The 14,567-nt window shown below is 70.7% G+C and carries 14 protein-coding genes and 1 pseudogene; 4 read left to right on the plus strand and 11 right to left on the minus strand.

Annotated elements, in window-relative coordinates:
* Positions 1–112: 112 nt before the first annotated feature.
* The 5 genes from ABZ260_RS31130 to ABZ260_RS31150 all read right to left on the minus strand — a co-directional run bounded on the left by ABZ260_RS31130 (position 113) and on the right by ABZ260_RS31150 (position 5,926).
* On the minus strand, positions 113–1,291 hold the full coding sequence (locus tag ABZ260_RS31130; protein WP_355624955.1) for an ABC transporter permease: 1,179 nt from the start codon (positions 1,289–1,291) through the stop codon (positions 113–115).
* Entirely contained in the window at positions 1,278–1,955 is a 678-nt protein-coding gene (locus ABZ260_RS31135; RefSeq protein ID WP_350928441.1) for an ABC transporter ATP-binding protein, read from the minus strand. The genes ABZ260_RS31130 and ABZ260_RS31135 overlap by 14 nt, the downstream gene beginning before the upstream one ends.
* The gene (locus tag ABZ260_RS31140) at positions 1,948–3,687 is read right to left on the minus strand and encodes a peptidoglycan-binding protein (protein ID WP_355624957.1); all 1,740 of its coding nucleotides are present in this window, start codon (positions 3,685–3,687) and stop codon (positions 1,948–1,950) included. The genes ABZ260_RS31135 and ABZ260_RS31140 overlap by 8 nt, the downstream gene beginning before the upstream one ends.
* Before the next feature lies 1 nt (position 3,688).
* Positions 3,689–4,573: a hypothetical protein gene (locus ABZ260_RS31145; RefSeq protein ID WP_355624959.1), complete on the minus strand. Its 885-nt coding sequence runs from the start codon at positions 4,571–4,573 to the stop codon at positions 3,689–3,691.
* A gap of 468 nt (positions 4,574–5,041) precedes the next feature.
* Positions 5,042–5,926 (minus strand): NAD(P)-binding domain-containing protein, encoded by an 885-nt coding sequence (locus ABZ260_RS31150; RefSeq protein WP_355624961.1) that lies wholly within the window; start codon positions 5,924–5,926, stop codon positions 5,042–5,044.
* A gap of 49 nt (positions 5,927–5,975) precedes the next feature.
* Between ABZ260_RS31150 and ABZ260_RS31155 the strand changes: the two genes are divergently transcribed.
* A complete protein-coding gene (locus ABZ260_RS31155) occupies positions 5,976–6,383 on the plus strand; it encodes a MerR family transcriptional regulator (RefSeq protein ID WP_355624963.1) in 408 nt (135 codons plus the stop codon).
* 268 nt (positions 6,384–6,651) lie between these two features.
* Here ABZ260_RS31155 and ABZ260_RS31160 read toward each other — a convergent pair whose 3' ends face one another.
* A complete protein-coding gene (locus tag ABZ260_RS31160; RefSeq protein ID WP_355624965.1) occupies positions 6,652–6,954 on the minus strand; it encodes a phosphotransferase in 303 nt (100 codons plus the stop codon).
* A 681-nt stretch (positions 6,955–7,635) separates the two neighbouring features.
* Here ABZ260_RS31160 and ABZ260_RS31165 point away from each other — a divergent pair.
* From ABZ260_RS31165 to ABZ260_RS31175, 3 genes are all read left to right on the plus strand, one after another.
* The gene (locus ABZ260_RS31165) at positions 7,636–7,878 is read left to right on the plus strand and encodes a hypothetical protein (protein WP_355624967.1); all 243 of its coding nucleotides are present in this window, start codon (positions 7,636–7,638) and stop codon (positions 7,876–7,878) included.
* 146 nt (positions 7,879–8,024) lie between these two features.
* Complete coding sequence (locus ABZ260_RS31170) at positions 8,025–8,924, plus strand: GAF domain-containing protein (RefSeq protein ID WP_355624969.1); 900 nt, start codon at positions 8,025–8,027, stop codon at positions 8,922–8,924.
* On the plus strand, positions 8,921–10,258 hold the full coding sequence (locus ABZ260_RS31175) for a GAF domain-containing sensor histidine kinase (RefSeq protein ID WP_355624971.1): 1,338 nt from the start codon (positions 8,921–8,923) through the stop codon (positions 10,256–10,258). The genes ABZ260_RS31170 and ABZ260_RS31175 overlap by 4 nt, the downstream gene beginning before the upstream one ends.
* Here the strand turns inward: ABZ260_RS31175 and ABZ260_RS31180 are convergent.
* From ABZ260_RS31180 to ABZ260_RS31200, 5 genes and pseudogenes are all read right to left on the minus strand, one after another.
* Entirely contained in the window at positions 10,239–11,174 is a 936-nt protein-coding gene (locus ABZ260_RS31180; RefSeq protein WP_355624973.1) for a hydroxymethylglutaryl-CoA lyase, read from the minus strand. The genes ABZ260_RS31175 and ABZ260_RS31180 overlap by 20 nt on opposite strands.
* Complete coding sequence (locus tag ABZ260_RS31185) at positions 11,171–11,953, minus strand: enoyl-CoA hydratase-related protein (protein WP_355624975.1); 783 nt, start codon at positions 11,951–11,953, stop codon at positions 11,171–11,173. The genes ABZ260_RS31180 and ABZ260_RS31185 overlap by 4 nt, the downstream gene beginning before the upstream one ends.
* Entirely contained in the window at positions 11,954–13,204 is a 1,251-nt protein-coding gene (locus ABZ260_RS31190) for a CoA transferase (RefSeq protein ID WP_355624977.1), read from the minus strand.
* A complete protein-coding gene (locus ABZ260_RS31195; RefSeq protein WP_355624979.1) occupies positions 13,201–13,764 on the minus strand; it encodes a hypothetical protein in 564 nt (187 codons plus the stop codon). Before ABZ260_RS31195 ends, ABZ260_RS31190 begins: the two co-directional genes overlap by 4 nt.
* Positions 13,733–14,560: pseudogene (locus ABZ260_RS31200) on the minus strand (helix-turn-helix domain-containing protein); the annotation flags it as partial. The gene ABZ260_RS31195 and the pseudogene ABZ260_RS31200, both read right to left, overlap by 32 nt.
* Between the last annotated feature and the right edge of the window lie 7 nt (positions 14,561–14,567).

Consider the following 14,567-nt stretch of genomic DNA (forward strand, 5'->3'; position numbering starts at 1 on the left):
CTCGCGCACGAAGCGTCTGGTCAGGTCCTCGTCGCTCCGGCCGTCGGGCAGCTTGTCGACCCTGATGAACTTGATGGCGATCGGCCGGTCGAGGCCGGCCGTGCCACAAAGCTCAGCGCAGTGCGTCGACCGGTTCCATACGGGCCGCGCGCAGCGCCGGATACAGGCCCGCCAGGAGCCCCACCAGCGCACCCGCCACGGGCGCGGCCAGCGCCAGCCGTACATCCAGGACCGGGGTCCACTGACGCACGGCCGCCACCGCGACGACGGCCACCATGCCCAGGCTGGCCCCGATCACCCCGCCGGTCAGGCCGGTCAGGCTGGATTCCAGCAGGAACTGGGCGGCGATGTGGCGGCGAGCCGCGCCCAGGGAGCGGCGCAGGCCGATCTCGGCGACCCGCTCCATGACGGTGACCAGGGTGACGTTGGCGATGCCCACCGCGCCGACGACCAGGGAGACCAGGCCGAGGACGAGGAAGAGGCCGTTGACGTCGTCCTGGGCGCCGTCGCGCGCCCGCTTGGGGCTGGGCGGGGCGATCACCTGCAGTTCACCGCTGCGGTTGGGGCTGAGCGCGAGCGGCGCCTGGCGGGCGATCAGCTCGGCGGCGCCCAGTTGGGTGGCGACCAGGACGCGGGTGACGTCCTTCAGCCCGAAGTCGGGACCGAGCGCGGGCGGAACGAGGACCGCGCTGGCCAGGATCTGCTCGCGCCGCATGTCGCCGATGATGCCGATGACGGTGTAGGCGCGGTCCTTGATGAACACGGCGGGCGCGTGCTCCAGGCTGGTGATGCCGAGCATGGCGGCGGCCTGCTCCCCCAGCACGACCACGCGGTCGCGGCGGGCGACGTGGCCGGCGTCGTAGAAGCGCCCGGCCAGCATCCGGCCGTGGGTGGTCCCCGGTAGGTCGGGGGTGGCCGCGACGACCGCGAGGGTCTGCCCGGCCACCCTGGTCGGGTCGAGCAGGTTGTTGGCGGTCACGACGAGGTTGGAACTCCCGTCGCTCTGCGCCAGCGCCGTCGCCGACGTCACGCCGCGCAGGCGTCGCAGTTCGCCGGCCGCCTCCCAGGACACCAGGGGGTGGTGGCCCCCGCGCGGCACCTCGACGGTGATGCTGGTGGCCAGCAGCTCGTCGAAGCGGCCGACGATCTGGTTGCCCGCGGTCGCCGCGATGCCCAGGGTGACCACCAGCGTGGTGATGCCCAGGACGGTGCCGAGAGTGGTCAGCGCCGAGCGCACCGGGCGGGCGAGCATCCCGGCCAGGGACTCGGCCCACAGGTCACGGAGCTTCACGGAGCACCCCGTCAGTGATCCGGACCCGGCGTTTGGCCCGGGCGCTCACCTCGTCCTCATGCGTGATCACCAGGATGGTCAGGCCATCGGCGCGCAAGCCGTCGAACAGGTCGAGGATGGCCTCGGTGTTGCGGCTGTCGAGGTTGCCGGTCGGCTCGTCGCACAGCAGCAGGGCGGGCCTGGCCATCAGAGCGCGGGCGATGGCCACGCGCTGGCGCTCGCCACCCGACAGCCGGTCGGGGACGAAGCCGACACGGTGCCCCATGCCCACCTGCTCCAGTGCCTGCTCGGCCCGTGCCCGCCGGCCGCTTCGCGGATGCGGGCCGTACACCTCGGCCAGCATCACGTTCTCCACGACCGTCCGGTGAGACAGCAGGTGGAAGGACTGGAAGACGAAGCCGATGCGGGTGCCGCGCAGCCGGGTCCGCCCGCCGTCGCGCAGCGCCGTGGTCTCGACGCCATCGAGGCGGTAGGAGCCGGAGGTCGGCCGGTCGAGCAGTCCGAGGATGTTGAGGAGGGTGGACTTGCCGGATCCGGACGGCCCAACGATGGCGACGTAGTCGCCCGGGCCGACGCGCAGGTCCACGTCGGCCAGCGCGCGCACCGGCGGATCGGTGGGGAAGTCGCGGCAGACGCCGCTCAACTCGATGACGGGCTCAGACATCGCTCACCACCACCCGATCGCCCTCCTTGAGCTCGCCCGCGCGCACCGGTGTGACCTCCACGTCGCCGTCGGCGGTCAGCCCGGTGCGCACCTCGACCTCGCGGGTGCGGTCGCCGTCCAGCGCGACCCTGACCCGCGGCCGGCCGTCGGCGGAGGTGACCACAGCGGCCACCGGGACGGCCAGCACCTCGCCGTCGGTCGAGCCGACCGAGATCCGCACCGTCATCGGCGAGCCGACCAGGGACTTGAGCCCCTTGGCCGAGCCGGGCGTGAGCAGGATGGGCACCGAGCCGGTGTCCGACTCGCCCTTCTGCCCGTTCTCGCCCTCCTCCGGGGTCAAACGGGCCTCCTCACCGGTCGCGGCCAGCGTGGCGGACAGCTGGGTGCCGTCGATGGTCTCCATGCTCGCCTCCTGGCCGGGGCGCAGCAGCTTGGCCTCCTTGGCCTCGACCGACCCGCTGACCGCGAAGGTGGAGCTGGTCACGGTGGCGACCTTGCCCTCGATGGTGTCGCCCGGCTTGACCTCCGCCTTGTCGATGCGGGCGGGCAGCTTCGGCAGGAAGACGATCTCGCCTGCCGGCACGCTCACGCCGTAGGTCTTGCGGAACTCGGCCAGCACGGTCCGGGCATCGGCGAGGTTGGCCTTGCTGTGCGTGACCTTCATCCGCAGCGGCGAGACCTTCCTGGCCCGGCTCAGCGCCTGGGCGGCGGTGGCCTCGGCCTCCTTCGCGGTGCGCACCGCCTTGTGCAGCTCCTCCAGCCGTCTGTCCCGGTCGACGCGGACCTGCTCCTCGTAGGCGGCCATCGCCTGCTGGGCGTCGTAGAGGTCCTGCCGGGCGTTGGCCAGCTTCATCTCCAGCAGGCTCGTGTCCACCGCGCTGGGCGTGGGCGCCGGGGTCGTGGTCGGCGTGGGTTCCGGTTTCCTGGCCTCCGTCAGCGCCTGCTCGGCCGTGAGGACCTGCTCCTCGGCAGCTCGTACGGCACGGCGCAACGAGGCCAGCTGGGTCTCCTGCTCGGACGTGATCTCCGGCGCCCCTGCCAGCGCCCTCTCGGCCGCCCGCAGGTCACGGCGGGCGTTGTCGTGGCGGAGCCGGAGCGGCCGCATGTCGAGACCCTCGTCCAGAGCCTTGCGGTCGGCCACCAGGGTCTCCTCCGCGGTCTGTACGGCTTGGCGCAGCTGCTGCAGGGTCTTGCGGGATTCCAGGTCGGGTTCCTGCGCCCGGTAGCCGCGCTTGACGTACCAGCGCTTCGCCGCCGCCACGGTGGCCGCGTCGAAGACGCCGGTCACCTTCACTCGCAAGGCACGCTGGAGCTGCTTGACGTCGTCGCCCTCGGTGCCGGGCACGAGCGGGCGGTACATCGGCCGCTTCCCTTTCAGGGCGAAGACCGGCCGCCCGTTGACCTGCATCAGCACGTCGCCCTCACGGATCGGCCCGGGATCGGGAGCCGTGGTGACGCGTTGCGGCGCGCCGTTGGCTCCGCCGTTCGCTCCGCCGACCATTCCGGCCAGCGTGACCGGCAGCGGCGAGCCGTACGTGAGCGTGCCGCTGACCGTGACGGTGCTGGTGAGCTTGCGCCGCTCGACCGGCGCGGTGACCAGGGAGGGCTTGGGCGGTTGGCGCGCGGCCGCCTCGTGGGCCGGGGAACGCAGCCGGGAGCCGACCGCCCAGCCCACACCCGCGATCACCAGTACTCCCGCCACGACGAGGGCGAGCACTCTGGATCTGCGCACGCTACCCCTCGGTTGTCATGGCGGCCATGTTCAGGCCGGGGAGGAGCTGGGCGCGGTCGTAGACCTCGTTGGCTTTGGGCCGATAGGCGGCGTAGAACTCCTTGCCGCACTCCAGGTCGTCCAGGGCCGCTTTGATCTCGCGTTGCAGCATGGGCCGCGCCTGGTCGGCCGTGGGCTTCTGGCCGAGGAGCTTGCCGAACTCGGTCATGAACGGCCCCTCGGTGCTGCGGACGATCTGCGAGGGGCGCTGGGAGGTGACCTGGTAACCCTTGCCCTTGAGGCAGTCGGCGAACGCGCTCGCCAGCTCCACCAGCTTCGGATCGCCGTCGATCTCGCGGCTGATGATCTGCTTCACCATCGCGCTCTGGGCCTTGGCCACCTCCTCCATCGACTTCAGGTTCTTGCCGGTGGCCTTGTTGATCATTTCGAGCGTGCAGGCGTCCATCGCGTTGAAGTACGCCTCCTGCTGCGGCTTGGACAGCCCCGCGATGACCTTCCTGTTGGGGTCGTCGTCCCTGTTGGGGTCGTCGTCGGCGTTGCCGTCGCTGAGGGAGAGGGCCATCCGGCCAACCCCGTCGTTGGGGTAGACGACGGAGCCGGCGAGCCCGAAGCCGTATTTGCTGCGATACGCCTTCATCGCGGGGTAGTCGCCGGACATCTCCTGCTTGACGGCCTCCGGTAGCTCTGGCCGGGAGACGACCGGATGGTAGGTGAAGCCTTTGCTCTTCATGCAGGTGGCGAGCTGGGCCTGACTCTGGCGCTGCTGGTCGGCGGAGGGTGCGGCCGATGGCTGGGGCCCTTCGGACGAGGCGCAACCGGTAAGGGCCGCCAGGAGTGAGGTGGATAGGGCTGCGGCGACTGCGAGCAGCACTCGGGCGTTGGTCATGGGGCTGCATTGTCACGAGCGCATGCTGAAGCGAATCTGAAGGCGACTGAATACATGGCGTGCTCGGCCACCAACGCCAACGCCCGATGACTCTTCCCCGGACATCGGGCCGGACAGCCACTCCACCACCGCAGCCTCGCCGACCTGGTCCGCGACCTCGGCATTCCCGGCCGAGCCGCCCGCACCGCCGCCCTCCGACAACCGGACCGCTACAGGTGTGTGGCCGCGGGCAACGATGTGGGCCGCCCTACGAAGACTCAAAGTCCGCCGGCTGAGGCTGCCCGAACACCACTGGCGGCGCTGACCGGGCAACATGGCGAAAGGCCCGGCTCCATGATCTGGAACCGGGCTTTCCGACCTGTGGGGTGTTCAAGCCGGGGTGGGTCGGAGCCCTGGAAGATCGCTTCCCGGGACCCCTACACGGAGTCGACCCCACCGAGGCCGCTGAGATCCCGGTATCGGGATCGGTCAGTCGTCGCGGGGTTTGCCGAACTCTTCGATCAGCACGGGATACTGCTCCCCACCGTGTCCGGCGGCGATCGAGCGGTCGGCCATCGCCTTGATCAACTTCGGCAGTTCGGCGTTGACACCCACCGCCTCGCTCTCCTCGATCAGGTGTGCCATCGCCCGCGCGTCGGTCTCCAGGGCCGACACCTCGGCCGGGAAGGAGCCGCTGTCGATCTGCTCGGCATATCCAGGCAGCCATTCGGCCACACCGGCAGCGATCTGCCGCGCAAACGGCGCATACGTTGCGGCGTCAACCCCGGCCGTCCTGAGCAGGGCAGTGCCCTGGAGCCAGGCGTTCAGGACGCTCCACATCATGGCGAGGCCGGCCACGTCGTACAGGGACGCCAGCCCATGGTCCGCACCAAGGTAGGTGACGGTGCCGAGCGCGTCGAGCGTTGACCTGTGCACCTCGAAGTCCGACTGCGGCCCACTGTGCAGAATCACCGCTTCGGCGGTCCCGATCGCCGGCGGGATGGCCATGATGGCGCCGTCCAGGTAATGGGCGCCGCGCTGCTCGGCCCATTGGGCGGTTTCCCGGGCCTGGGCCGAGTCGCCCGAGGTCAGGTTGATCAACATCGTGCCGTCCAGCTCGACATCGCTCGCGCCGAACAGCTCGTGCATGGCCTGGTAATCGGTGACGCAGATGATCGTCAGGGAACCCGCCTTGAGCGCGCCGCCGACCGTTGGCGCCAGCCGTGCACCCTTGGCCACCAGTTGGTCGGCCTTGGAGGTCGTGCGGTTCCACACGGTTGTGGGATGCCCGGCTTTCAGGAACGCGCCGGCGAGCGCCTGGCCCATCAGTCCGAGTCCGATGACTGTCACGGGTGTATCGGTTTTGCCGTTCATGGCAGCATCGTCAACGTTGATACCGGTGTGAAGGTCAAGTGGGGTTTCGATGCTGATCGGGGAACTGAGTCGTCGGACGGGTGTGAACGCCCATCAGTTGCGCTACTACGAGGCCCAGGGCCTGCTGGAGGCAGAGCGCGGCGCGAACGGTTACCGCGAGTACGACGAGAACGCCGTGCTGCGGGTGAAACAGATCCGGCACCTGCTCGGTGCCGGTTTGTCCTCTGAGGACATCGCGTACCTGCTGCCCTGTGCGATCGGAGAGGTCCCGGAGCTACTCGGGTGTCCCGAGTTGCTGGCCGCGATGCGGTCACGGCTGCAGCGACTGGACGATCAGATGGACAGGCTCGCTCAATCCCGCGACGCTCTTGCCGACTACATTGACGCGGCCGATCGAATGGCCGGCGAGAGCTATCCCCCCTTTACCGATGCCGGCCAGGAGCCCGTCCCCGCCTGAGCCATCTGCCGGGTTTTCGGCCAGGAACCCGGGGAGCCCTTCCTGACCCGTCCGTAAGGATCTTCCAGTTACAGTTTGGAGTTGCGGGACCGCATGGCGTGAACGCAACACGTGGGTGTGACTGCTTCTCTTCGGGGAGGCGATGGTGACATCGCTGCTGGAACACTTGGCCCGGGCCGAGAGGTCCGCGCTGCAGCAGGTGGATGATCAGAGCACCCACCGAGACTCTGCGACCCCGACGTGAGCTCGCCTGCCGGTCCCGGTGGAGTCAGCCGGCATGATCATGGTCAGCCAGGACTTCATCGATGACGCGGCGGTTGCCCGCGGCTTTCCTCTCGTCCCTGTCGATGGTCTCGGCCAGGCTGATCAGAGCCTTCCACAGGGCCCAGCCGCGAGCCCGCGCCCACATGGCGGGATCCCGACCGACAGCGCCGCGGAAGGTCTCCCGGCTGTCGCCCGAGAACATCGTCCACGCGATCACCAGATCGCAGGCGGGATCGCCGACTCCTGATGTCCCGAAGTCGATGACGGCGGCCTGACCTCCGGCGAACTGGCGGACTCGAACCCGCAAGATATGTGATCTCAGGGTATGAGATTCACCGGCACAGCGAGCGAAGAGCAGGGGGTCCTCGCTCAGATATCAGCGCCTTTCGGTAAAGCCAGAATCGAGGATGCCCTGTCCGCCGTACACGGGCCTATTGGGGCAGTATGCCGTCGAATACGAACTGGACGGCATGTACACCCAGTTGCCGAGCGCCGAGGTGAAGGTGCCGTCGGGATAATCACAGAAAGCGACCGCCCGATAGGAACCCGTCCCCGCATGGCAGACCGAGATGTAGGCGGTCCGCGAGGCGGCCCCTCCAGAACAATTGGTCGGAATGGCATGGGCAGGAGCGGCCGTGAATGTGGTTGCAGCGATCCCCGCCGCGCAGGCCAGTGAGAGAGACGCGATTCGTAGACGCATTGCTTTCCTTTCCCTTGTGAGGGGTCTACCGTCCAACAGCAACGGTGATGATGTCGCGATGCCCGGCCGGCGACCAACGGGCTTTTACCTGGGCCCGTTCCGGACCGCGCGAAATCTAGACAAGGGTCACCGATTAGCCGGGATCTTGGGAACCTATAAGGTTCCAGGGTGACGCCGGCTCCTCGACGACGCCTTTGCGGAGGCGGTAGAACTCTTCGGTGTCGATGTGGTGGGAGCCGGCCCACTTGTGGAGCGGGAAAATCGGACCGCCGGGCATGGTGCCGACGTATGGGCCGGACCGATCATGCGCACACCTCTCCGGTCCACCTGCGCACCGGCGAGGAGTACGCCCGGCCCGACGCGGCCACGATCGATCACCTGCTCAACCTCATCGCAGGCTCCCTGGACCACATCGACGAGCGCAGCCGACGCCTGTGGCCCGGCCCGGCCGGCCATCGGCACGGGCAGGAGGATCGCCTGGCCCTCCTACGGGCGCACGAACCGCCGCGCGAGCGCAAGGCCGCCATCTGAGGGTGCGCGGGCACGGCGGCCGCTGCCGGGGAAGGCCAGGACCTGGCATTTCTTTGCCGGGATATGAGATTCGAGATGTGCTTCCTCCGTATTCTGGGCGGAAGGTGGACAAAGCTCACCGTGGGGAAGTCTTTGGAGTGAGCCGGATGGCAGATGGCTGGGACGACGGGGGAGGTCCCGACGAGAAGCTCGTGGAGCGGTTCCTGGATGGGAAGCTCACGGGGAATGACGTACGCGCCGTGACCCTGCATTCGTGGCGGCGGTGCCAGGAGGCGGGACTCACGCCCAGCACCGTGCAGCCGCACCTGCTCGGTGATCTTGATTTCGACTGCGGAGTGGTGCGCGCGGCCCGGCCCGTGTTCGAGCGGCTACGTACCGTCGTCGAGGGCACCCCGGTGAGCATGTTCCTGGGCGATGCGAGTGGGGTCATGTTCCTGCGCAACGAGGGCGAACCGGCCCTGCGCCGGACTCTGGACGCGGTCGGCGCCGCGCCCGGGTTCCGCTTCGCCGAGGCGGACATGGGCACCAACGCCTTCGGCTCGGCGCTGGTGGAACGGCGAATCTGCCAGGTCACCGGCAATGAGCACTTCGCGGAGGAACTGCGCGGGCTCACCGGCGTGGCCGCCCCGATACGCCACCCGCTCAGCGGGCGGGTGAACGGGGTCATCAGCGTCGTCGGCCCGAACGACACGGCCAACGCGGAGATGATGGTCCTGGCCCGGCGATCGGCCGCCGCCGTCGAGCGGCGCTTGTTCGAAATGGCGGCCGAACGCGAGCGGGCCCTGATGGAGGAGTTCCTCCGGGCGCCAAATGGAGGCGTCGCGACGGCTTCCACGCCCCTGGACCTGTGCCGCCGTGATCGGCTCGCCCTGGAGGACGCCGCCGTGCGGCTGGTCGCGCAGGGCCGGGCGGCGGTGGTGAAGACGGCCCTCTCGGACGGCCGCACCGCCACGCTCGAGGCCCAGCCGATCATCGGTTCCACCGCCATCGCGGTGAAGGCGTGGCTCACCGACGGCCAGGAGGCCCGGCCGAACGGGGGAAGGTGACCGGAACCGAGGGGTGGCTGCTCGCCGTGGGCGAGCCGGGCGTCGGCCGGCTCGCCCTGCGGGCGCGCGAGCGGCTCAGCCTGCTGTGCGACGCGGGCTCCCGCATCGGCACCACCCTGGAGGTCACCCGGACCGCCGAGGAACTGGCCCAGGTCGCCGTCCCCCGGTTCGCCGACTACGTCGCCGTCGACCTGACCGAATGTGTCCTGCGGGGCGACGAGCCCGGCAGCATGGACGCGGGGCAGCGCCGGGTCGCCCTCGCGGGCATCAGCGAGGGGACCGCTCTGCACCAGCTTGGCTCGCTCATCCACCCGCTCCCGTCCACGCCGCAGGGGCGCAGCCTCGCCACCGAGCAGCCGGTGCTCGGCCCGGTGTTGTCCACCACCTTCGGGTGGCTGGCACAGGATCCCGAGCGCTGCCGGAAAATCTGTGAGCAGGGCATCCACTCGCTCATCGCAGTGCCGATGCGGGCCCGGGGCGTCACGCTCGGGGTGGTGAGCTTCTATCGCGCCACGGGCAAGGACGCGTTCGAGGAGGACGACCTCGCCCTGGCCGAGGAACTGGTCGGCCGCGCCGCGGTGTGCGTCGACAACGCCCGCCGCTACACCCGCGAGCACGCGATATCCGCGGAGCTGGAGCGCGTCACCGCGTCGTTGCAGCAGGCGCTCGACCGCCAGCGGTGCTTCACCACCGACGCCTCACACGAACTGCGCACTCCGCTGGCCGGGTTACGGGTCAAGTTGGAGGAGGCGCAACTTCACCCCGACGAGACCGACCTCGCCGACCTGGTGGAACACACCCTTGGCGATGTGGATCGGCTGCAGGCCATCATCAGCGACCTCCTCATGCTGGCCCGGATCGGAGCGGCACCACCCCCCGCCGCCCTGGAGCCCGTCGACCTGGCCGTACTGGCCGAGGCCGGAACCGCGCGCCGCACCGGCGATCCGCATCCGGCACGGCTCGACCTCACCGCCGGCGTGACGGCCGACGCCGTCCCGGAACAGATTCGCCGGGTGCTGGACAACCTGCTGGACAACGCGCAACGGCACGCCGCGCGCGACGTGGTGGTCACGGTGCGCCGCGCCGGAGACATGGCCGAGCTCAGCGTCACCGACGACGGCCCGGGCGTGCCTCCAGCGGAGCGCGAGCACATCTTCCAGCGCTTCGCCCGGCTGGATACCGCCCGCAGCCGCGACCGCGGCGGCACCGGGCTCGGCCTGGCCGTCGCCCGTGACATCGCCCACGCCCACCACGGCACCCTCCACGTCGAGGACGCGTCCTCGGGCGGAGCACGCTTCGTCCTCCGTCTCCCGCTCAACCCGCGGACGGCGTGAGGGCCTGGACCGTACGCGAAGGGCTCGGACGGTTCAGACGCGCGGCGAGCCAGGCGCTCGTCTCGGCCAGCTTGCCCAGGTCCACGCCGGTGTCGATGCCGAGTCCGGCCAGTTGCCAGAGCAGGTCCTCGGTGGCGAGGTTGCCGGTGGCGCTCCTGGCGTAGGGGCAGCCGCCGAGGCCGCCGGCGGACGCGTCGACCGTGGTGACCCCGCGGCCGAGCGCGACGAGGGTGTTCGCCAGGGCCTGGCCGTAGGTGTCGTGGAAGTGCACGCCGATCCGTCCGACCGGCACCCCGGCACCCACCAGGGCGTCGAGCAGCGCGGCAACCCTGCCGGGGGTCGCGACGCCGATCGTGTCGCCGAGGCCGAGCTCGGTGCAGCCGAGCGCGAGCAGCCGCGTCGCGACCGCGACGACCTGGGGGATCGGCACCTCGCCCTCCCACGGGTCGCCGAAGCACATCGACAGGTAGCCGCGTACGCCCAGGCCCGCCTCGCGGGCGCGGGCGACCACAGGGGCGAACATCTCCAGCGACTGGGCGACGGTCCGGTTCAGGTTGGCCCTGGCGAAGGACTCGGTGGCGCTGGCGAAGACGGCGACGTCGGTGAGCCCGAGGCCGATCGCCCGGTCCAGGCCGCGTTCGTTCGGGACGAGCACCGGGTAGCGCACGCCATCGCGCCGCTTCAGCCGGCGCAGCACCTCTTCGGCGTCGGCGAGCTGCGGCACCCATTTCGGGTGCACCAGCGAGGTGGTCTCCACGACGGTGTGCCCGGCGTCGACGAGCCGCTCGACGAGCTCGACCTTCACCTCGACGGGCAGGATCGCGGCCTCGTTCTGCAGGCCGTCCCGTGGCCCTACCTCCCAGATCGTTATCCGGCCGGGCAGGCTGGGCAACGGGTCGACTCCGTAGCGGTTCACCCTTGCCCCTTGCGTGAGGGGAACTCGGGTGGTCGGCGGGCGGCGAAGGCCGCCAGGCCCTCGCGGGCGTCGGGCGAGGTGAACGCCCGCTGCCCGTAGCGCGCCTCGGCGTGGAACGCCTGGTGGAGCGGGAGGTCGCCCAGGCTCAGGACGGCCTGCTTGATCGTCTCGACCGCGGTGCCGGACAGCCCGCCGATCCGGCGGGCCCACGCGAGCGCCGTCGGCATCACCTCCTGCGCCGGTACGACGGCGTTGAGCAGGCCCAGTCGCAGCGCTTCGGCGGCCGGGACGCGCTCGCCGAGCAGCAGCAACCGCATGGCCCAGGCGTACGGGATCTGCCGGGTCAGCCGGGCGAGTGTGCCCCCGGCCGGCACCACTCCGACGCCCGGCTCGGGAAGGCCGAACTCGGCGTCCTCGCTCGCGACCCGCAGGTCGGTGGAGAGCATGATCTCGAACCCGCCGCCCAGGCACAGGCCGTTGACGGCGGCGATCACCGGCTTGAACAGGCTGGTGTGCTTCTGGTGCGCGCCGTCCCAGCGGGAGATGTCGAACCGCCCCTCGGCCAGCGCGGGGATCGACTCGCCCAGGTCCGCGCCGACGCAGAACGCGCGTTCGCCCTCGCCGGTGAGGACGGCCGCGGCGATCGTGTCGTCGTCCCGCACCCGGGCGAAGGCGTCGGCGAGCTCGTCGTACATGGCCAGGGTCAGCGCGTTGAGCTTGGCGGGACGGGCGAAGGAGATGATGGCCGTGGACCCGTCCCGCTCGAAGCCGATGGTCAATCAGATCACCCCCGCGGCGCGGAGTTCGGCGATCCGCTGCGGTGAGAGGTCCAGCAGGCCCCGCAGTACGGCGTCGGTGTGCTCGCCGGGGCGCGGGGCGAGCGTACGCGGCCGGGCGGGGGTGACGTCGAGCTTGATCGGCTGGCCGAACATCCGCAACGGCCCGAAGTCCGGGTACTCGACGTCGACGATCATGTCGCGCGCGGCGATCTGCGGATCGTCCACCACTTCCGCGATGGTCTTGACCGCGCTCAGCGGCACCTGGTCGCCGGCCAGTTCTTCGAGTTCGGCGCGGGTGCGTGACGCGAACCAGTCGAACAGGAGCGGACGAATCCGGTTGGAGTAGACACCAGGGTCGAACCGCTTGGCCATGGTGTCGATCTCCGGGTCATCGGCGAGTTCGGGACGGTCGAACATCGTGCACGTCAGCCGCCAGAACTTGTCGGTGTAGCCACCGAAGAAGACGTACCCGTCCTTGCACGGGTACAGCTCGTACGGGCGTACGAACGGGTGCTGGTTGCCCAGCGGCCTGGGCACCTCGCCGTCCACCGTGTACGACACGACCGCGTTCTCGGTCAGCGACAGCACCGAGTCCTGTTGCGACACGTCGACGAGCTGGCCCTCGCCGGTGCGTTCGGCGTGCCGCAAGGCGGCCAGGGTGCCGATGACGGCGTACAGGGTGGCCGACAGGTCGCCGATGATCGTGCCGACCCGGACCGGGGGCCGGTCGGCGTAGCCGTTCATCGACCACAGGCCGCCGGTGGCCTGCGCGGAGTTGTCGTAGGCCGGCCTGCTCCGGTACGGCCCGGTCTGGCCGAAGCCGGAGATGGCGGTGTAGACCAGGCGGGGGTTCTCCGCGCGCAGGACGGCGGGCCCGGTGCCGAGCTTGTCCATGGTGCCCGGCCGGAAGTTCTCCACCAGCACGTCGGCCCGGCGTACGAGCTGCTTGAGCAGGTCTCGCCCGTCGGGCGTCGCCAGGTCGAGGGTGAGCCCGAGCTTGCCGCGGTTGTACTGCGCGAAGAACGCGCTGAACGTGCTCCCGTCGGCGGCCGGCAGATGAGGGGGGAAGTCGCGGGCGTAGTCCGGTTCGGTCGGCCGCTCGACCTTGATCACCGTCGCGCCGAGGTCGGCGAGGATCATCGAGCAGAACGGGCCCGCGACCACCCGGGTGATGTCCAGCACCACGACTCCGGCGAGGGGCCCGCGCTCCGCCGGGGCGGGGTCGCCGCCGTCCCAGGTCTCGGCGGTCATCGGGCGCGCACCTCCTCCGGCGCGGCCACGCGCACTCTGGTCTCCAGCAGGGTGCCGCAGGCCGGGCTGACGAACTCGTCCAGCAGGACGGCGGGCTCTCCGGACCGGGGCCGGATCCGCACGCCGAGTTCGGCGAGGCGTTCGGCGGCGGGACGGGTCCGGATCACGGCGTCGTCGTGCCAGTCGTCGGCGGTGCCGATCGGGGCCCCGCTGGCCGGGCAGTACCAGTGGCCGTCCCGCCCCCGGGCCGGGACGGAGGCTCCGGCGACGCCGATCATCGTGTCCCGGACCGCCGCCTCGGGGGGTATGCCGCCCAGCCGTTCCGCGCGGAGCGCGGCCCTGCGCCCGGCGGTCGCGGCGAGGTCGGCATGGTCGCCGTCGAGCACCACGCCGTAAACACGCTCGGCCACGGCCGCGGTCACGTAGCCGTCGCCGACGTCCTGCGCGACCCGCGCCGGGTCGCGCCGCTGCCAGCCGGGCCGCGACGATCCGGACCGCCAGCGGCAATCCGCCGCACACCTTGACCAGTTCGGTGGCGGCCACGGGCTCGGCTCGCACACGTGCCACGCCGGCCACCTGGGCGAGCAGATCGACGGCCACCGTATCGGGCAGCGGGCGCAGGTCGATGGCCGTCACCCCGGGGAGTCCGGTCAGCGGCAGCCGGCTTGTCACGATCATCGCGACGCCCTCGGCGGGCAGCAGCGGCTCCACTTGACGGTATCCACCGGCGTCGTCAAGGACGATCAGCACCCGCCGTCCCGCCAGCCGGATCCGGAGCAGGCCCGCGCGGGCGTCCACCCCGGCGGGCAGGGCCGATCCGTCCACACCGAGCATCCGCAGCAGCTGGGCCAGCACCTCGGCCGGATCGGCGGGGTCGCTGGTGGCGCCGCGCAGCGTCGCGTACAACTGCCCGTCCGGAAACAGCGGCGCGAGCCGGTGGCCGGCGTGTATCGCCAGCGCCGTCTTGCCGACACCCGGCGGGCCGGAGGCCACCACCAACCTCGCGCCGCGGACGGTCGGATCGAGCACCTCGCCGACCAGGGCGAGTTCCTCGCCGCGGCCGACGAAGTCGGGGAGATCCGCGGGCAGTTGCCAGGGCGGCGAGTCGACGGCACGGATGTTCCCGTCCGACGGCTTGTTCCGGCCGGACCGTCCGGCACGGTTGGCCCAGAAGAGCGCGTGCCCGGCGTCGGTGAACTCCGCTCGCTCGTCGCCGGTCAGCTCCAGTGCCGTCGCGAGCTGTTCGACCGTCTGCGGCCGGGGGCTTCGCCCGGGGCCCCGTTCCATCTCGCGGATCGAGCGGGAGCTGACACCGGCCCGTTCGGCAAGCGCCTCCTGCGTGAGCTGACGGTGCAGCCGATGA

Source organism: Streptosporangium sp. NPDC006013 (assembly GCF_040614275.1).
In the GTDB taxonomy this organism is placed as follows: domain Bacteria; phylum Actinomycetota; class Actinomycetes; order Streptosporangiales; family Streptosporangiaceae; genus Streptosporangium.

Bases quoted from the DNA above. Each gene is read 5' to 3' on its own strand.
- ABZ260_RS31145 (WP_355624959.1), bottom strand. From the start codon at position 4,573: ATGACCAACGCCCGAGTGCTGCTCGCAGTCGCCGCAGCCCTATCCACC.
- ABZ260_RS31190 (WP_355624977.1), bottom strand. From the start codon at position 13,204: ATGACCGCCGAGACCTGGGACGGCGGCGACCCCGCCCCGGCGGAGCGC.
- ABZ260_RS31170 (WP_355624969.1), top strand. From the start codon at position 8,025: ATGGCAGATGGCTGGGACGACGGGGGAGGTCCCGACGAGAAGCTCGTG.
- ABZ260_RS31165 (WP_355624967.1), top strand. From the start codon at position 7,636: ATGGGCCGGACCGATCATGCGCACACCTCTCCGGTCCACCTGCGCACC.
- ABZ260_RS31135 (WP_350928441.1), bottom strand. From the start codon at position 1,955: ATGTCTGAGCCCGTCATCGAGTTGAGCGGCGTCTGCCGCGACTTCCCC.
- ABZ260_RS31155 (WP_355624963.1), top strand. From the start codon at position 5,976: ATGCTGATCGGGGAACTGAGTCGTCGGACGGGTGTGAACGCCCATCAG.
- ABZ260_RS31150 (WP_355624961.1), bottom strand. From the start codon at position 5,926: ATGAACGGCAAAACCGATACACCCGTGACAGTCATCGGACTCGGACTG.